14 protein-coding genes and 2 tRNA genes are annotated in these 17495 nt (G+C 65.7%); 11 read left to right on the top strand and 5 right to left on the bottom strand.

Going from position 1 to position 17495, the window contains the following annotated elements; translation table 11 throughout:
• Window positions 1–350: 350 nt before the first annotated feature.
• The 5 genes from AMB_RS03510 to AMB_RS03530 all read left to right on the top strand — a co-directional run bounded on the left by AMB_RS03510 (window position 351) and on the right by AMB_RS03530 (window position 7056).
• Window positions 351–1937, top strand: a complete 1587-nt coding sequence (locus AMB_RS03510) for a flagellin (RefSeq protein ID WP_011383127.1) — start codon at window positions 351–353, stop codon at window positions 1935–1937.
• 186 nt (window positions 1938–2123) lie between these two features.
• Window positions 2124–4124, top strand: a complete 2001-nt coding sequence (locus tag AMB_RS03515) for a flagellin glycosyltransferase Maf (protein ID WP_011383128.1) — start codon at window positions 2124–2126, stop codon at window positions 4122–4124.
• Window positions 4117–4383, top strand: coding sequence for a hypothetical protein (locus AMB_RS03520; RefSeq protein ID WP_011383129.1), 267 nt, complete (start codon window positions 4117–4119; stop codon window positions 4381–4383). Before AMB_RS03515 ends, AMB_RS03520 begins: the two co-directional genes overlap by 8 nt.
• Entirely contained in the window at window positions 4341–6032 is a 1692-nt protein-coding gene (locus AMB_RS03525; protein WP_011383130.1) for an O-linked N-acetylglucosamine transferase, read from the top strand. The genes AMB_RS03520 and AMB_RS03525 overlap by 43 nt, the downstream gene beginning before the upstream one ends.
• A gap of 1 nt (window position 6033) precedes the next feature.
• Window positions 6034–7056, top strand: coding sequence for a hypothetical protein (locus AMB_RS03530; protein WP_011383131.1), 1023 nt, complete (start codon window positions 6034–6036; stop codon window positions 7054–7056).
• Here the strand turns inward: AMB_RS03530 and AMB_RS03535 are convergent, their stop codons facing one another.
• The gene (locus tag AMB_RS03535) at window positions 7057–7431 is read right to left on the bottom strand and encodes a flagellar biosynthesis regulator FlaF (RefSeq protein WP_011383132.1); all 375 of its coding nucleotides are present in this window, start codon (window positions 7429–7431) and stop codon (window positions 7057–7059) included.
• 196 nt (window positions 7432–7627) lie between these two features.
• Between AMB_RS03535 and AMB_RS03540 the strand changes: the two genes are divergently transcribed.
• The 4 genes from AMB_RS03540 to AMB_RS03555 all read left to right on the top strand — a co-directional run bounded on the left by AMB_RS03540 (window position 7628) and on the right by AMB_RS03555 (window position 11564).
• Window positions 7628–8482, top strand: coding sequence for a hypothetical protein (locus tag AMB_RS03540; protein ID WP_011383133.1), 855 nt, complete (start codon window positions 7628–7630; stop codon window positions 8480–8482).
• Window positions 8483–8522: 40 nt separating this feature from the next.
• Entirely contained in the window at window positions 8523–9008 is a 486-nt protein-coding gene (locus AMB_RS26720) for a flagellar biosynthesis regulator FlaF (protein WP_158303923.1), read from the top strand.
• A gap of 86 nt (window positions 9009–9094) precedes the next feature.
• Entirely contained in the window at window positions 9095–10204 is a 1110-nt protein-coding gene (locus AMB_RS03550) for a hypothetical protein (RefSeq protein WP_070108647.1), read from the top strand.
• Window positions 10191–11564 (top strand): tetratricopeptide repeat protein, encoded by a 1374-nt coding sequence (locus tag AMB_RS03555; RefSeq protein ID WP_043743332.1) that lies wholly within the window; start codon window positions 10191–10193, stop codon window positions 11562–11564. The genes AMB_RS03550 and AMB_RS03555 overlap by 14 nt, the downstream gene beginning before the upstream one ends.
• Before the next feature lie 127 nt (window positions 11565–11691).
• Here the strand turns inward: AMB_RS03555 and AMB_RS03560 are convergent.
• Together AMB_RS03560 and AMB_RS03565 are read right to left on the bottom strand one after the other, a co-directional pair.
• A tRNA-His gene (locus AMB_RS03560) sits at window positions 11692–11768 on the bottom strand.
• 51 nt (window positions 11769–11819) lie between these two features.
• Complete coding sequence (locus AMB_RS03565; protein WP_043743334.1) at window positions 11820–12980, bottom strand: aminotransferase; 1161 nt, start codon at window positions 12978–12980, stop codon at window positions 11820–11822.
• A 237-nt stretch (window positions 12981–13217) separates the two neighbouring features.
• Between AMB_RS03565 and AMB_RS03570 the strand changes: the two genes are divergently transcribed.
• Both AMB_RS03570 and glnA read left to right on the top strand, forming a co-directional pair.
• The gene (locus AMB_RS03570) at window positions 13218–13556 is read left to right on the top strand and encodes a P-II family nitrogen regulator (RefSeq protein WP_008616616.1); all 339 of its coding nucleotides are present in this window, start codon (window positions 13218–13220) and stop codon (window positions 13554–13556) included.
• Between the two features lie 79 nt (window positions 13557–13635).
• Window positions 13636–15048: a type I glutamate--ammonia ligase gene (gene glnA / locus AMB_RS03575; protein ID WP_011383139.1), complete on the top strand. Its 1413-nt coding sequence runs from the start codon at window positions 13636–13638 to the stop codon at window positions 15046–15048.
• A gap of 77 nt (window positions 15049–15125) precedes the next feature.
• Here glnA and AMB_RS03580 read toward each other — a convergent pair.
• Together AMB_RS03580 and rpoD are read right to left on the bottom strand one after the other, a co-directional pair.
• Window positions 15126–15201 (bottom strand) — tRNA-Ile (locus AMB_RS03580).
• A 188-nt stretch (window positions 15202–15389) separates the two neighbouring features.
• Window positions 15390–17429 (bottom strand): RNA polymerase sigma factor RpoD, encoded by a 2040-nt coding sequence (gene rpoD, locus AMB_RS03585; RefSeq protein WP_011383140.1) that lies wholly within the window; start codon window positions 17427–17429, stop codon window positions 15390–15392.
• Between the last annotated feature and the right edge of the window lie 66 nt (window positions 17430–17495).

Here is a 17495-nt window from a genome sequence, read left to right on the forward strand (position 1 = left end):
CATCTGCTGTGGATGTGCCGCGAGATCAAGTGATCACTTAAAGGGTATCACTGTGCAGTCGGCGTGATTGGCTGGCATTTTATTTACAAATTTCCATGTTTTGTTTTTAGGTTTTCACAAAATGTCGAGTTCCCCGTAAGGTTAATAAAACCTTTACTCGGGGATCTGCCATCACATTGAAGTGATGGGCAAAAATCCGGTTGCGCGGACGCTGCCAATTGTTCTAGAGTGGTGCTGTTAGGAAGTGTGCTCCCTGCATGCGACCCGCAGCCAGTGGCTTGCCGGTTGCGGGGAATGTAAGGAAGCCCGGGGCGAGAATCGCACCGGCCTCTCTAGAAAGGAGACTTGTTATGTCTGACGTCACCCTTACTTCTGCGGTCCGCAGCAACCTGCTTGCGCTGCAGTCCACCCAAGGTCTGGTGAATCGTACCCAGAGCCGTCTGTCGACCGGTTTGAAGGTCGGCAGCGCCATCGACGATCCGGTGGCCTACTTCCAGTCCAAGGCCCTGTCCGACCGCGCCAGCGACTTCCAGGGCAAGAAGGACAACATCGACCAGGGCGTTTCGTCCCTGTCCACCGCTCTGCAGGGCATTTCCGGCGTTTCGACGCTGGTGAAGCAGCTCAAGGGTCTTGCGCTGAACGCGCAGTCCGCTTCGAGCTCGCAGATCGGCAGCCTGGTGCAGCAGTTCAACGCGCTGCGCAGCCAGCTGGACAACCTGGCTCTCGATAGCCAATACCAGGGCCAGAACCTGGTGGCAGGCAAGGGCCAGACCCTGACCGTGAGCTTCTCCAACCTGACCGGCTCCACCCTCGAGGTGACCTCGGTCGACGTGCGCGTCGGCGCCACCGGCCTGAACATCGCCAAGGCCGTGACCTCCAACGGCGGCTTCCAGCTGTCCTTCGATGACGCCTCCGGCGCCGCGCTGGGCACCGAGGGTGTGGTCAAGGCCACCTACGCCGGCACCGCGACCGCGCTGACGTCGGGTACCTACACCTTCTCCTACGGCTCGGCTACGGTCAGCTTCACCGTCTACTCGGCGGGCGGCACCACCGGCGCCAATGCCGACGTCGAAGCCTTCACCACCACCTCGGTGCTGGCCAACGGCCAGGACTTCAATTTCCGCGCCACCACCGCCGGCGACACCGACGAGTTGAACGTCACCCAGGGCAGCATCCAGAACAACAACCACTTCGCCGTCGAGTATCATGCTTCGACCGGCGGTGGCGTGTCCGGTCTGGCGGGTGGCGACAGCCTGAACTTCGTGATGAACGGCCTGACCGGCAACAGCCTGGCCTCGGGCAACTATACGTTCTCGTTCGGCGGCTACAACATGACCTTCACCGTGGCGTCCGCCGGTGATGTCACCGCCGGTACGTTCACCACCACCAACACCTTCGTCAACGGCACGTTCGGCACCGCCGGCGGCGTCACCGCCAACACCCTGGCGCTGACCCTGTCCACCGGCACCGGCACCAAGGAAAACGTGGTGACCTTCACCGCCGCGGTCTCCTCGCTGGGCGCGACCTCCGGCCCGTACAAGGGGCAGGCGTACTACAGCGCCGGCGGCATTTCGGGTGCCTATGGCTTCCAGATCTCGGCCGAGACCAAGGTCGGTTACGTGTCCGGCCAGTACGTGCTGGACTCCAAGCTGACCGGTGTGGTGCAGAACCTGGTCACTCAGCTCGACGCCAACCTGCAGGTCCTGCGCTCTCACGCTCAGAACCTGGGTACCAACGTCGCCCTGCTGAACACCCGTCTGGACTTCACCAAGAACTACGTGGACCTGCTCCAGTCCGGCTCGGGCAAGCTGACCCTGGCCGACCTGAACGAGGAAGGCGCCAACCTGTTGGCCCTGCAGACCCGCCAGCAGCTGGGCATCCAGGCGCTGTCCTTCGCCGGTCAGAACGAAAAGTCGATCCTGTCGCTGTTCCGTTAATTCGAATGGCGTAGTTTTGGGGAGAAGAGGTGGCTTTGCCACCTCTTCTCTTTTTTTGTGGGTGCCGCATGGTTCCCCGGCTTGGGGAGCGCATCGAACACGGCGGATCAGGACGGACATCATCCGCCGCCCCGGCCGTCGGCGGAGGCAGTCGAGTTATCCCCAGGTGGGAAAAGGGAGTCGGGCATGGCCGCAGCGCCGCAGATCAACGCAGAACTGGTGTCCGCCTATCTCGAGGCCTTCCTCGAACTGATGCCCGAAATGGGCGAGCGGCTGCGTGTGCACCGGCCTCAAAGCAATCTGGTGGTTAACGAGGATGGCGACCTGGATGTCGAATTTCGGGGCGAGTTCCTCTACGGTCCGGGCGGGCGCAAGCGGATCGAGGACATGGCCACCCGCACCGCGCTGGGTCCCGACCACCGCATCTCGGCGGCGCCCCTGTCCAGCGGCCACGTGGATCTGATCGTTAAGCGCTTTCTCTACAACATCTTGAAGCGCGCCACGGATTCGGGCCTCTCGTTTCTCCAGCATCCCGAGGAATCCGGCGGCTTTCACATGGTCTGCCTCGGCCTCGGCCTCGGCTACCAATTACCGATCCTGCTGGAGCAGGACAATCCCGCCGGCATTCATATCGTCGAGCCCAATTTCGACTTCCTCTACCACTCGCTGTCCACCGTCGATTGGCGTCCGCTGCTCGAGACCCGTCGCGAAAATCCCTTGCGGCTGAACATCATCATCGAGGAAGAGCCGGGGCAGATCGCCCGCCAGTTGCGCTCGGCCATCCGCTGCTGCTGTCCCATCGTGGTGGATTGGACCCGCCTGTTCGTCGCCTATAACAGCCCGCTGCTGACGGCGGCCATGTCGGAATTCATGCGCGACGCCCAGCTGATCGGCATCGGCCTGGGCTTTCTCCACGACGAAATGGAGATGACGCGCGCCTCGTACAAAAACATGCGCGACGGCCGCTACTCCATCTTGCAGCACTCCGCCACCCAGTTGCACACCCCGGTGTTCATCGTGGGGTCCGGTCCCTCCATCGATGACGACATCGAGGTGATCAAGGCCAATCAGGACCGGGCCGTGATCATTTCCTGCGGCACCGCCTCGCGGGTTCTGCTGGCCAACGGCATTCAGCCTGATTTCCAGATGCTGCTGGAAAATGGCGCCGCCCCCTACCGGGCGCTGGCGGCGGTGCACGAGGAATTCGGCTTCGGCAGCGCCACGCTGATCGGCTCCAACACCGTCGACCCCCGGGTGCGCGACCTGTTCGAGGACGTGGTCTACTACTTCCGTCCGGCGCTCAGCTCCTATGCGCTGTTCAGTCCGGGGATAGAGTATTCCCTGGACGATTCCGGTCCCACCGTGACCAATACCGGCACCACGGCGGCCCTGGCCCTGGGCTTTCGCGAGCTTTACCTGTTCGGCGTCGACCTGGGCAGCCGCAACCCCAAGCGCCACCATTCCAAGCAATCCCTCTACCGTCACGCCGACGACACCAAGGACGGCCAGAAGGGAGCCATGGATTTCGACGCGGTGTTCGACGTCCGCGAGCCGGGCAATTTCGGCGGCGTGGTCTATAGCGAGACCATCATGCTGTGGACCCGTGACGCCCTGGGGCGGATCATCGGGCGCTATCGCCCGGCGGCCAACGCCTTCAATTGCAGCGACGGGGTGATGATCGAGAACACCCGTCCCCTGAGTTCGCAATCGCTGCGCCTGAAATCCACGCCGGATATGAAGGCCAAGGACCTGGCCAAGGTCCGCGCCTCGTTCAGGCCGGGGGGCGAGGAACTGTTCCACGACCGCTGGGATCGCGAGGACTGGCCGCGCAGCATCGTCACGCTGCTGGGGGAATGCGCCCAGGCCATGGACGATCATGTGGGCGACAGCAACCGGCTGATGCTGGTGCTGTCGGAGATGCTGCTGCGCGATTACAAGCAGCCGCCCACCGTGGCCCAGTTCTTCGTGCGCGGCACGTTGATGATGGCGGCCATGTGCTACGACTACTATGTAAAGCGGGTCACGCCGGCGGACCGCAAGGCCGAGTTCTGGGAAATCATCCGCGACGAGTTCCACCAGATGATTCGGGTGATGACCCTGCAGGTTGAATGGTACTTTGACAACATCGAGGCGTTCGAGTCGGACGAGGAACTGTTCGATAAGGTGACGGGGTGGGATTATGACTGAGAGCCGGATCGACGAAATCAAGGAACTGGTGGATCTGCTCCAGAACGGCACGGCCCTGGAACTGATGGAGGTGTGCCAGAGGAAGATCGCCGAGGGCAGCCTCAACCCCTATTATTTCATGGTGATGGGCGTCATTTCCTGTTCAACGGCGATGCCGGCCTTGGCCTGCAGCTGGCCGAGCGGGCGCACGCCATCGACCCCAATTGCCGCGAAATCGTGGATGTCCTGGCCTCGCTCTATACCCGTGTCGGGCGCCTGACCGACGGGCTGTATTACGCCAAGCTGGCGGTCTGCCTGAAGCCCAACCCCGAGGCCCAGCCCCTGGTTCCGCCGGACCTGGCCTCCTACGCCGCCTCGCTGGTGAATGTGGGCGTGTCGCACCACCTGACCAATGCCGAGGCGGCGCTTCACCTGGGTCTGTTCGACGAGGCCCGGGACCAGACGGAAAAGTATCTGCGCATTCATCCCGAGGATGGCGAGGGCATGGTGTTGGCGGCCAAGGCGCTGCTGGCGCTGCAGCGTCCCCACGCCGCGGCGGCCATGATGCGGGCCGCGCTTCACCACGATCCGCGCAATGGCTGGATGCATGCCCTGCTGGCCGAGGCGCTGATGGGCTGCGCCCGCCACGAGGCGGCATTGTCGCACCAGAAGCTCGCCTTCGAGTTGGCCGGCGACGATGACGCCCTCAGGGGGCGTCTGGCCGGCTCCCTGGCGCTCCAATCCGGTGCCTGCCGGCCGGCGGCCCAAGGCCTGCTCGGCGCCTTGAACGACGAGCGCGAAGCCCCGGTCCGCCGGGTCAATGTCCGCGAGCCGATCGAGTCGATCATGGTCGGCATTTTGTGGGATCAGGTCTATGACAGTCCGCTGGTCCATTGCGTCACGCCCATTTGCCGTCGCTTCGACATGTCGGTGCTGTACGTCCGCAATGTCCGGCACGACGCTGTCGGCGACGTGCTGCGCGGTGCGGTGCTGCGGCCGCGTCAGGCGGTGGGCGTCGACGACGCCACCCTGGGCCGCATCGTGGTCGGCGATCAGGTGGTCGCCCTGATCAATCTTTGCGCCCCCTCCGAGATCGCCACCTTCCCGGTGTTCAAGGGCGAGGGGGCGCCGATGGTGGTCCACTGGGTCACCTCGCCCATGTGCGACCGGATTCCCGGCGCCGACCTCGTCCTGGCCGATCCCGAGACGGTGGATGTGGACCGCCGGACCTATGGCGAGGAGCGGGTGGCGCTGCTCAGCAACCTGCTGGCCTTTGAATTCCCCCGGATTCTGGCACCGGAAGAGGAGGTTCTCGACCTCCCCCGCGAAACACGCGGCTTTGCCATGTTCGGAATCCACGGCGTGTCGGCCCGCATGACCCCGGACTCGGTCGCCCTGTGGTCCAAGGTCCTGTGGGCCTGCCCCGAGGCCCATCTGATGATCGGTGGCCGTGACGACTGGGAAGAGGGGATGGTGACCTGGGCCCTGGACGCCTTCGCCGAATACGGTGTCTCCACCCGAGTTCACTTCCAGGCTCCGCTGGAGGGCGAGGGGACTTTCGCCGCCGCCAAGGCTTTTCCCCACATGGTCGATGTCATCCTTGATTCTACCCCCGTGGGGGCGGAGGTCGAGACGGTCCATGACCTGTGGATGGGGCTTCCGGTGGTGTCGCTGCGCGGCCCCACTCGGGTCGGTCGGGTCGGCACCTCGGTCCTGCGTGCGGCGGGACGTCCCGAATGGATCGCCGACGACGAGGCCGGCTACATCCGTATCGCCGCCGCCCTGGCGCATGATCCGGCGCTGGGGGAGACCCGCAAGGGCCTGCGGGAGCAGATCCTGGGGTCGCGCCTTGCCGATCCCGTCGCCCTGGGCAACGAGATCGCCCAGTGCCTGATGCAGGCCCTGACCGCCAGACGGACGCAACGCTGAGATGGCGGACCCCTTCGCCGCCGCCTTTGCTCGGATCGAAGCCGGAGACTTGGACGGGGCGGAGGAGGTCTATCGTCAGGCGGTGCGCGACGGGGCGCAGGACCCGTTGCTGCGCATGTGCCTGGGCCAGCTTCTGATGCTGCGCGGTGATTATCGCCGTGGCTTGCCCCTCAACGAGTTTCGGCCGCTGTCGCCCGTGGCCGGCACGCGGTGGCGGGGGCAGCCGCTCAAGGGCGAGACGGTGCTGATCCTGGGCGAGCAGGGCTTTGGCGACAACATCCAGTTCGTCCGCTATGCCGAGCCCCTGGCCCGGCGCGGCGCCCGCGTGGTCGTCGGATGCCAGACCGGCATCGGCCGGCTGCTGTCCACCGCCCCCGGCGTGTCGCAGGTGGTGGAATCCGGCCAGGGCATGGACCGGCCCGATCTGGTCATTCCCCTGATGTCCCTGCCCTATGTGTTCGGAACCACGGTTCAGACCATTCCGGCCCGTGTTCCCTATCTGACCGCCGAGCCCGCTGCCGTCGCAGTCTGGCGGGAGCGGCTGTCGCCCTATGCCGGGCTGAAGGTCGGATTGGTGTGGGGCGGCAATCCCGAGGCGGCCTATGACGCTCGCCGCTCGCCGGGGCTTGATCCCTATCTCGGTCTGCTGGACCTGCCGGGCGTCACGTTCTTCAGTCTGCAGAAAGGCCCGGCCGCCGCCGCCCTGGCGGGGCGAAGCATGCCCGCCAATTTCGTCGACCTGGGGCCGGAACTGACCGATTTTGACCAGAGCGCGGCGGTCATGGAATCCCTGGATCTGGTGATTTCCTCCTGCACCTCGCCGGCCCATCTGGCTGGAGCCCTGGGCCGTCCGGTCTGGGTGGTGCTGGCGTCCTTTCCCGACTGGCGCTGGCTGCTGGAGCGCGAGGACAGCCCCTGGTATCCCACCGCCCGCCTGTTCCGCGCCGGACGCGGCGAAGGCTGGGACCCGGTCCTGGGGCGGGTGCGGACGGCCCTGGCCGCGCTGGCGGCGCCGTCTCCCTGATCAGGCCGTCTTGGCGTCGGCCGCGTTCTTCTGGCCTTCGAGCAATCCCTCGGCCAGTTGCATGTTGATGTTGATCAGGGTGTTCAGCGCCGAATCGCCGATGGACGCACCATTGGTGAAGGTGGTGTGGGCGACGAATTCACTCAGCCGGATCAGGTTGGCCTTGAGGTCGGGCGGCAGGGCGCTGCCCGGCGAGCGCGCCAGGGAGCGGATGGCCACCCAGACCTCCAGGTTGTGATTGAGGGCCGCCACCAGCTCGGCGGCGCGGTTTTCCCCGCTGCGGGCGCGGTCCAGGGCGATGGCCGCCTCGGCCAGGCTCAGGGCTTCCTGCTCCGGCAGGGGAAGGGAGGACAGGTCACCGATTTCTTCGGTCATAGGAGACTCCGGGTTTTCGCCAGCCAGCGGATCATATTGATTCAGCCCGATATTCTTCGCTCATTCCGGTTAGAAAACCGTTAACCCCCGCCGGGCGCCGGTCGGGCGCGGGCCGGGCGATTTATGGATTTCTTAACAGAACGGTGCTAGGCTCCACTACGGGTGACGAACTCGCCCAAATGCGTCGGAGGTTATTGTGACCGATACCGTGCTCAGCGCCTATACCGGCGATCTCACACAGATGCTCAGCACGCTGTCTGGCATGTCGGCGCGGCCGTCGTTCAATCTGGCCTTCGCCAACCTCCAGAACGCCTACGCCAACCAGTATAATGACAAGATGCAGATTCTGCAGCGTCAGGCGCTGGACCGCTATGATACCTCGCTGGATGCGGAGCTTTCCAAGCTGGAAGAGCAACTGCCCAAGCTGGAGGCGTATCAGAATTCGGTGTCCAGCACCGTCGCCATGGTCGCCGAGCGCATCGACCAGATCGGCGACCTCGACGTGCAGAACGCGTCGCTGCAGATGCACGCGGGACTGGGCGAGACGGTGGACCCCACGGAGTTCAATAACTCCGTGGACAACCTGAACAATATGCTGAGCCAGCTTCCCAACACCGACGGGACGGAGTTTTCGTTCTACGGCGACGAAGGCGTGGGCGATATCCGTCTGAACGGCGTTGGAATCAAGCATTTCACCGTCGATGACGAGAACGCCAAGCCGCCCACGGGTTCAAGCGTCGAACTGTCCAAGGGAATGTCCTCGGTCAATCTGCTGATCGGCCGGTTGTACAATCGCCTCGACATGGTGGCCGGTGAATACGACCGGGTCCAGGCCCGCATCTCCGAGATCAAGGACCACCAGCAGGCCCAGGTTGCCGATATCAAGAAGGACGTGGCCAAGCAGGCCAAGGAGATGAAGCTCCAGATCGCCTCGCAGCTTCAGGCCCTGTCCGTCAGCTTCGAATCGCAGCAGGCCTCCAACGACAAGATCATCAAGGCCCAGACCAACGACACCTATCAGCCGGGGTCCGTGGTCAATCTGTTTTCATGAGTCGATGGGCTCACCTTCCTGAGAAGTGATGGGAGAGGTTATGAATCCTTACAGCAACGCAGCCCACGCAGCGAGTTTTCCCCAGGAAGGCAATCCGAGGGAAACGGAAGCCTGGGCGCTGACCGAGGCGGCGCGACGCATGGCATCGGCCTCGCGGGGCGAGCCCGAGGGCATGCGGGAATCCCTGCGGCTGAACTGGAAGCTCTGGACCATTTTCCAGGCGGACCTGATCGGCAAGGCCGAGGCGGGCGAGGCCACCGAAACCGTGGTCAACATGCTGAGCCTGTGCCAGTTCGTCGATTTTCACACGGTCGCCGCCCTGACCGAGCCCGATGCCGCCAAGCTCGAGGTTCTGGTCAACATCAACCGCAATATCGCCAGCGGCCTGCGTGATTCCCTGGCCCGCGAGGCTCGTGAGGCCGCCGAGGCCGCCGGGACTCCCGATCCCGCCGCCGCCGCCGCTCCGGCCGGCGCCTATGCTCCGGCGCCCGGTGTCGCTCATACGCCCATCAGCGCCACCGCCTGATCGCGGTTCTGATGCGTCTTTCCGATCCCCGGACACGGCATTGCGCCAGGTCCGGGGATTTTTGATTCCACCGGCCCCGTTCCGCCATGACCCGTCCGTTTCCCCCCGTCCTGCTGTTCGCGGCCGCCGATCCGGGCGGCGCCAATGCCGTGCTGCCGGTGGCGCGGCTGCTGGCCGGGCGCGGCGCGGCGGTGGCGATCCTCGACCACGGCTTTCTTGGCCGCAATGCCCCGCCCGAACTGGCCCGGATGCCGGTTCCCGCAGGCGGTGATCTCGGGGCGTGGCCGCGCCGCGCCGGAATCGGCGGGCTCTGCTTCGGCACCTCCCTGGCCGACCGGCTCCCCCTCGCCCTGGCCCGCACCGTCCGGGAAGCGGGGATGCCGGTGGTCTGCGTCCTCGACAACTGGATGAACTACCGCCGGCGGCTCGAAATGGATGGCGGTCCCTTTCTGGCGCCGGACGTCTACGCGGTGATGGATGACAAGGCGCGCGACGAGGCCGTGGCCGAGGGCGTGCCGCCGGCCTGCCTGCGGGTAACCGGCCATCCTGGGCTGGCGGGACTGGCCCAGGAGATCGCCGCCGCCGGGCCGGACTGGCGCCGGCGAGTGCGGGCGGAACTGGGGCTGGGCGGGGCGGGCCGCCAGTTGATCGCCTTCATCGGCGAACCGGTGGCCCGCGACCAGGGCACCGGACCGGAGGTTCCCGGCTGGCGTGGCTATACCGAGCGGGATGTCCTGCCCCTGCTGTGCGGGCTGTTGCAGGACCGGGCCGAGAGCTTGGATGTGGCCGTGGTTCCCCATCCACGCGACGACGTGGCGGAGTTGGAGGATCTGTGGCAAACATGCCGTGGCCGTCTCGGCGGCGGCGTGGTTCGCGGAATCGGCGGGCGCCAGGTGGTTCTGGCCGCCGACCGGGTGGCGGGCATGGCCTCGGTTCTGCTCTACGAGGGCTGGCTGCAGGGCAAGCCGGTGCTCAGCCTTCAGCCGGGACTGGTCCGTGCCGATCTGGCCGAGGCGGTGCGGCGGCCCGGCATCGGGCTGGTGACCGGCAGCGACCGGGCGCCGGAAGCGGTGGCCCTGTGGCTGGGGGCGGGACAGGGAGAGGCGCGGCCCGATTGCCTGCGCCATGGTGAGGCGCCGGCCCGGCTGGCGGATGTGATGCAACACTTAGCGGAAAGAGCCCATGGCGAAGCTTGATCGAGTGGAAGAGGCGCTGACCAAGGCCCGGACGGGTGATCTGACCAAGGCCAGGACCCTGTCCCGCGACCTGGGCAAGGTGCCCCCCGGCCATCCCTCCCTGATGGAGTTGACGGTGGCCGCCCATCAGGCCGGGGACCTTGTCCTGGCGCTGAAATTTCTCGATCGGGCCGCGGTCTCCGGTTCCGCCGACGCCCTGTATGGCCGCGGCGTGATCCTGGCCAGCCTGGGGCGGCTGGACGAGGCGCGGACGGCCTTCGCCAAGTGCCTGGAACGCTTCCCCACCCACGAGCCGGCCCTGACCAATCTGGGCGGGCTGGAGCATCTGGCCGGCAATCTGGCCGAGGCGGAGCGCTGCTACCGCGCCGTTCTCGATTTCGCCCCCCGCTCCGCCCTGGCCCTGCACAACCTCGCCGGCCTGTTCCTGGCCCAGGGGCGCCGCGACGAGGCCGAGGCGTTTGCCCGGCGCGCCGTCGAGATCGAGCCCGGCCCCGATACCGCCCTGCGTCTGGCCGATATCCTGGGCGAGGCGGGCCGCCATGCAGAGGCCGCCGCCATGCTGGGACCGGTTCTCGACGCCTATCCCGCCGATGTGCGGCTGTGGCGGGCGGTGGGCCATGCCGCCAAGAAGCAGGGGCGCACCCTGGACGCCGTGGCGGCCTATCGCACGGCGCTCGGCCTCGACCCCGAGGACGGGGAGTCCAGCCACATGGTGGCGGCCCTGACCGGAACCAACACCGAGCGCGCCCCGGCCGATTACGTGCGCGGCTTCTTCGACACCTATGCCGACCGCTTCGAAAGCCATCTGGTGGAGGAGGTGGGCTATCAGGCTCCCGCCACCCTGCGCGCCCTGTACGAGCGGGTGGGCGGCGGCGCCATGCTGGACAGCGTCCTCGACCTGGGCTGCGGCACCGGGCTGACCGCCCAGGCCTTCCAGGGAATCGCGGGCCGCGTCTTCGGCATCGACCTGTCGCCGCGCATGCTGCAACTGGCCGGGGCCAGCGGTCTTTACGCCGGCCTGCGCGAGGCCGACGCCGCCACCGCCCTGGCCCGCAGCACCGGCCTCGCGGCGGTGCTGGCCACCGACCTGTTCATCTATGTGGGCGACCTGGACGAGATCTTCGCCGGCGCCGCCAGCGCCCTGGCCCCCGGCGGCTGGTTCCTGTTCTCGGTGGAATCGGGCGAGGGCGAGGGCTACACCCTGCGCCCCACCGGCCGCTACGCTCAGTCGCCCGCCTATATCCGCGCCCTGATCGCCCGGCATGGCCTGGAGGAGGTGGCGTGCGAGCACGGCCGTATCCGCGGCGGCTCGGACGGCGATATCGACGGCGATTACTGGGCGATCCGCAAGCCGGTCTGACGACGAAACGGGTGGCGGGGGCTTCGGCCCTCGCGCTCCCACCGGATGGCCCCCATGCGGTGAACGAGAACACACCACAAGGCCTGCCTTGCGGCAATCCTTAGGGGCTCGTCACGAAAAGGGGGAATGGGGCGAGTGATCGGAATCGAACCGACGACATCCAGTACCACAAACTGGCGCTCTAACCAACTGAGCTACACCCGCCACCGGGGGAGGCCGCATGTTTAGCCAAATCCGGGGGCGCCCGTCAAGGGGCTATCCTTTGAAATAACGACGAAGTCGCATCACGGCCTCATCAATGGCGCTTTCCGTCTTGGCGAAGCAGAAGCGGGCGAAGTGATCGACGTCGCCGCCCTGGTAGAAGGTGCTGATTGGAATGGCCGCCACGCCGGCCTTTTCGGTGATGTGGCGGCAGAAGTCGTCGTCATCGCCGGCAAAGCCCAGGGGGCGGAAATCGGCGGTCAGGAAATAGCTGCCGCCGGCCGCCATCACCTCGAAGCCGACGCCGCGCAAGCCCTCGGCCAGCCGGTCGCGCCGCTCGGCCAGCATGGCGGCCAGCCCGTCGTAATAGGAATCCTCCTTGTCCAAGCCCCAGGCCACCGCCGACTGCAGATTGGGCGGCGTGGCGAAGGTCAGGTACTGGTGAACCTTGGCCAGTGGGGCCAGCAGGTCGGGGGCGGCCACCACCCAGCCCACCTTCCAGCCGGTCAGCGAGAAGATCTTGCCGGCCGAGCCGATCTTCAGGCAGCGCTCCCGCATGCCCGGCAGGGTCATCAGCGGCAGATGGCGGCGTCCGTCATAGACCAGATGCTCGTAGACCTCGTCGCAGACGCAATAGGCGTCGAAGCGCTCCAGCAGCCCGGCGACGAACGCCATCTCGTCCCGGCTCCAGACCTTGCCCGACGGATTCATCGGGGTGTTGAGGATCATCAGCTTGGTCCTGGGCGAGAAGGCCGCCGCCAGGGTCTCGCGCGGGAGGTCCCAATGGGGCGGCTCGACCCGCACCAGCTTCGGGATGCCGCCGGCCCGCCGGATGATGGGCAGGTAGCTGTCGTAAAGCGGTTCGATCAGCACCACCTCGTCGCCCGGCTCGATCAGGCCGAACAGGCAGTCGGCCAGCGCCTCGGTGGCGCCCGAGGTCACCATCACCTCGGCCATGGGATCCAATTCCGTGCCATAGAAGCGCCGCTCGTGCCGGGCGATGGCCTGGCGCAGGTCGGGAGTCCCCATCATGGACGGGTACTGGTTGGGGCCGGCGACCAGGGCCTCGGCCGCCCGGGCGACTACGTCGGCGGGCTCCAGCCCCTCGGGGAAGCCTTGACCGAGATTGACGGCGCCATGGGCCTGGGCCAGGCGCGACATGGTCTCGAAGATGGTGGTGCCGAGGGATGAGAAGATGGCGTTGGCGGGCTTCAACGGGTCTGCTCCAGGGCGGAATCGGAAGGCCCCAGCGTATCGCGGAAGCGGTCGGCGGGTGAAGAGATTGTGAGCTGCCCAGGAAATAGGCGTAAATGCCTGGAAATAGGGCATCTTTGCCCCGAGATTCCTGGGGTTTTGGCGCTTTTCCGGGTGGCCGAACTGGCACAATGCGTGCTAAATGAGTCGCGCGTTTTGACGCGGGTTCTCAACGCCAATGCGAAAGACGGCGGGTTCATGAAGAAGATCGAAGCCATCATCAAGCCCTTCAAGCTGGACGAGGTGAAGGAAGCCCTTCACGAAGTCGGTCTGCAGGGCCTTACCGTGACCGAGGCGAAGGGTTTCGGTCGGCAGAAGGGGCATACCGAGCTCTATCGCGGCGCCGAGTACGTGGTGGACTTCCTGCCTAAGGTCAAGATCGAGCTGGTCATCGAGGACAATCTGGTGGAACGCGCCGTCGAGGCCATCCAGCAGGCCGCCCACACGGGGCGCATCGGCGACGGCAAGATTTTCATCTCCACGGTGGAAGAAGCCATCCGCATCCGTACCGGCGAGCGCGGCAGCGACGCCATCTGAATTTTCGCCCCTCCCGTCGCCTCCAAGGGGTGGCGGGGCGGGCGCGCGTGTTCAACTCTCAACTCTCAGGAATGTGACCATGTCCGACGACGTCAAGAAGGTCCTCGAACTGATCAAGGAAAACGACGTGAAGTACGTCGATTTCCGCTTCACCGATCCGCGCGGCAAGTGGCAGCACACCGCTCAGCACGTGTCCACCGTGGACGCCGACATGCTGAACGAAGGCATCATGTTCGACGGTTCGTCGATCGCCGGCTGGAAGAGCATCAACGAGTCCGACATGATCCTGAAGCCCGACGCTTCGTCGGCCGTCATGGACCCCTTCGCGGCTCAGTCGCAGCTGATCATCAACTGTGACATCGTCGAGCCCGCCACCGGCCAGCTCTACGACCGCGACCCGCGCTCCATCGCCAAGCGCGCCGAGGCTTATGTGAAGTCCTCGGGCGTGGGCGACGCCACCTATTTCGGCCCCGAGGCCGAATTCTTCGTGTTCGATGACGTCAAGTACGAACTCGGCATGAACAAGGGCTACTACGAGCTGCGCTCGGAAGACGGCGTCGAGGCCCAGGGCCGCGACTTCGCCGAGGGCAACCTGGGCCACCGCCCGGGCGTCAAGGGCGGCTACTTCCCCGTTCCGCCGGTGGACGGCCACGTGGACATGCGCGCCGAGATGCTGACCGTGATGGGTGAGATGGGCCTGCCCATCGAGAAGCACCACCACGAAGTGGCCTCGTCGCAGCACGAGCTGGGCATCAAGTTCGGCAGCCTGGTCGAGGCCGCCGACTGGATCCAGATCTACAAGTACGTGGTCCACAACGTCGCCGCCTCCTACGGCAAGACCGCGACCTTCATGCCGAAGCCGATCTATGGCGACAACGGCTCGGGCATGCACGTCCACCAGTCCATCTGGAAGGCCGGCAAGCCCCTGTTCGCCGGTTCGGGCTATGCCGACCTCAGCGACACCGCGCTGTACTACATCGGCGGCATCATCAAGCACGCCAAGGCCATCAACGCCTTCACCAACCCGCTGACCAACAGCTACAAGCGTCTGATCCCCGGCTTCGAAGCCCCGGTTCTGCTGGCCTACTCGGCCCGCAACCGTTCGGCCTCCTGCCGTATCCCCTACTCGGCCTCGCCGAAGGGCAAGCGCGTCGAAGTCCGCTTCCCCGACCCCGGCGCGAACCCCTACCTGGCCTTCTCGGCCATGCTGATGGCCGGCCTCGACGGTATCGCCAACAAGATCCACCCCGGCGATCCCATGGACAAGAACCTGTACGATCTGCCCCCCGAGGAGCTGAAGCAGGTTCCGACCGTGTGCGGCAGCCTGCGCGAAGCCCTGGAGGCCCTGCGGGCCAACAGCGACTTCCTGTGCAAGGGCGACGTGTTCTCGAAGGAATTCATCGAGAGCTACATCGAGCTCAAGTACGAGGAAGTGTATCGCTTCGAGCACACCCCGCACCCGGTCGAGTTCCAGATGTACTACTCGGTCTAATCCGAGCCGCATCAGGTCCGATTGCGAGCCCCCGCCGGGTCACCGGCGGGGGTTTTTCGTTGGGGCATTGAAAAGATTGGTGGGCCCGGCAGGACTCGAACCTGCAACCAGACCGTTATGAGCGGCCGGCTCTAACCATTGAGCTACAGGCCCCACCGGGGGCGACCATAACCGAGGCGCGTATGAATGCAAGGGGGCAGAGGCCCCTTTTTCGCGGCTATGGGCGATGGAACGGAGGTTTGGAGGCGAGCCTCCAACCGGGGCCGGGCGGGAGCCCGGGAAATCGCGCCAGCGACGGTCCCCCTCCCGTTGAGGGGAGGGGGGCTGGCAGGCTGGATAAATCAGGTATCCAGGAACGAGCGCAGCTTGCGCGAGCGCGACGGGTGCTTGAGCTTGCGGAGCGCCTTGGCCTCGATCTGGCGGATACGTTCGCGGGTGACGCTGAACTGCTGGCCGACTTCTTCCAGGGTGTGGTCGGTGTTCATGCCGATGCCGAAGCGCATGCGCAGCACGCGCTCCTCGCGGGGCGTGAGGCTGGCCAGCACGCGGGTGGTGGTCTCGCGCAGATTGGCCTGGATGGCGGCGTCCAACGGCAGGACGGCGTTCTTGTCCTCGATGAAGTCGCCCAGGTGGCTGTCTTCCTCGTCGCCGATGGGGGTTTCCAGCGAGATGGGCTCCTTGGCGATCTTCAGGACCTTGCGGACCTTCTCCAGCGGCATGGACAGCTTTTCCGCCAGCTCTTCCGGGGTCGGCTCGCGGCCGATCTCGTGCAGCATCTGGCGCGAGGTGCGGACCAGCTTGTTGATGGTCTCGATCATGTGCACCGGAATGCGGATGGTGCGGGCCTGATCGGCGATGGAGCGGGTGATGGCCTGACGGATCCACCAGGTGGCATAGGTGGAGAACTTGTAGCCGCGGCGGTATTCGAACTTATCCACCGCCTTCATCAGGCCGATATTGCCCTCCTGGATCAGGTCGAGGAATTGCAGGCCGCGATTGGTGTACTTCTTGGCGATGGAGATCACCAGACGCAGATTGGCCTCGATCATCTCCTTCTTGGCGCGGCTGGCCTCGCGCTCGCCGCGCTGCACCGTCTGGACGATGCGGCGGTATTCGCTGATGGGCAGGCCGGCTTCGGCCGAGATGTCGGCGATGGTGGCGCGGATGTCGGCGGCGTCCTTGCCGTGACGGGCGCCGAAATCCTTCCACTGCTTGGAGCGCTGGGTGACCTGCTCGATCCAGTTTGGGTCCAGCTCCGAGCCGTAATAGGCGTCGAGGAAGTCCTGGCGCTTGACCCGGCAGCTTTCGGCCAGGCGCAGCAGACGGCCTTCCTGCATCATCAGGCGGCGGTTGAGGCCGTTCAGCTGCTCGACCAGCTGCTCGATGCGGGCGTTGTTGAGGTGGATGCCATCCATCAGGCGGACAAGCTCGAGCTTCAGCTTGTCGTACTTCTTCTCCATGGCGGGGGTGACCGCCTCGCCCTTGTTCAGGGCGGCCAGGCGCTGGTCCTGGACCTTTTCCAGCTTGTGGTGAGTGGCGGCGATGACCTCGAAGGTTTCGAGCACGATGGGCAGCAGCTCGGTTTCCATGGCGGCCAGCGAGATGGAGTTCTCCTCGCCTTCCTCGGCCTCGCCTTCGCCCTCGACCTCGGGCTCGCCCTCGGCGCCCTCTTCCTTCTCACCTTCCTCGCCCTCGGCCTTGGGCTCGGCCTCGCCTTCCGGCTTGGCTTCGGCGGCGCCGGCGGGGGCGGCCTCCTCGACGATGACGCCCTCGGCTTCCACCTCGGCCAGTTCCTCGGGCTCGGGGTCGGCGCCATAGGTGGCGTCCAGGTCGATGATGTCGCGCAGCAGCATCTTGCCCTCGACCAGGGCGTCATGCCAGTCGACCACGGCGCGCAGCGTCAGGGGGCTTTCGCAGATGCCGCCGATCATCATCTCGCGGCCGGCTTCGATGCGCTTGGCGATGGCGATTTCGCCCTCGCGCGACAGCAGTTCCACCGAGCCCATCTCGCGCAGATACATGCGGACCGGGTCGTCGGTGCGGCCCAGGTCTTCCTCGTCCACGTTGCCGGCGCCGGAATAGCCCTCGGTCTCGGTGGTTTCTTCCTCGGCGGCTTCGGGGGTGTTGTCCTCGCCTTCCTCGCTCTCGACCACGTTGATGCCCAGTTCGGACAGCATGGCCATGGTGTCTTCGATCTGCTCGGACGACACCTCCTCGGGCGGCATGGCGGCGTTCAACTCGTCATAGGTGACGTAGCCGCGCTCCTTGCCCTTGGCCACCATCTTCTTGACGGCGACACCCAGGGTGTCGAGCAGCGGGCCATCCATCGCCTCATCCTGGTTTTCGGAAACTTCGGCCGTATTCGTCGATTTGGTCGCCATGAAAAATGCTGCTCCTTCAGGGTCTTGACCCCGAGCGACATCGGACCCGCCCGATCTCGCCCCTCT

The organism is Paramagnetospirillum magneticum AMB-1, assembly GCF_000009985.1.
GTDB lineage: Bacteria > Pseudomonadota > Alphaproteobacteria > Rhodospirillales > Magnetospirillaceae > Phaeospirillum > Phaeospirillum magneticum.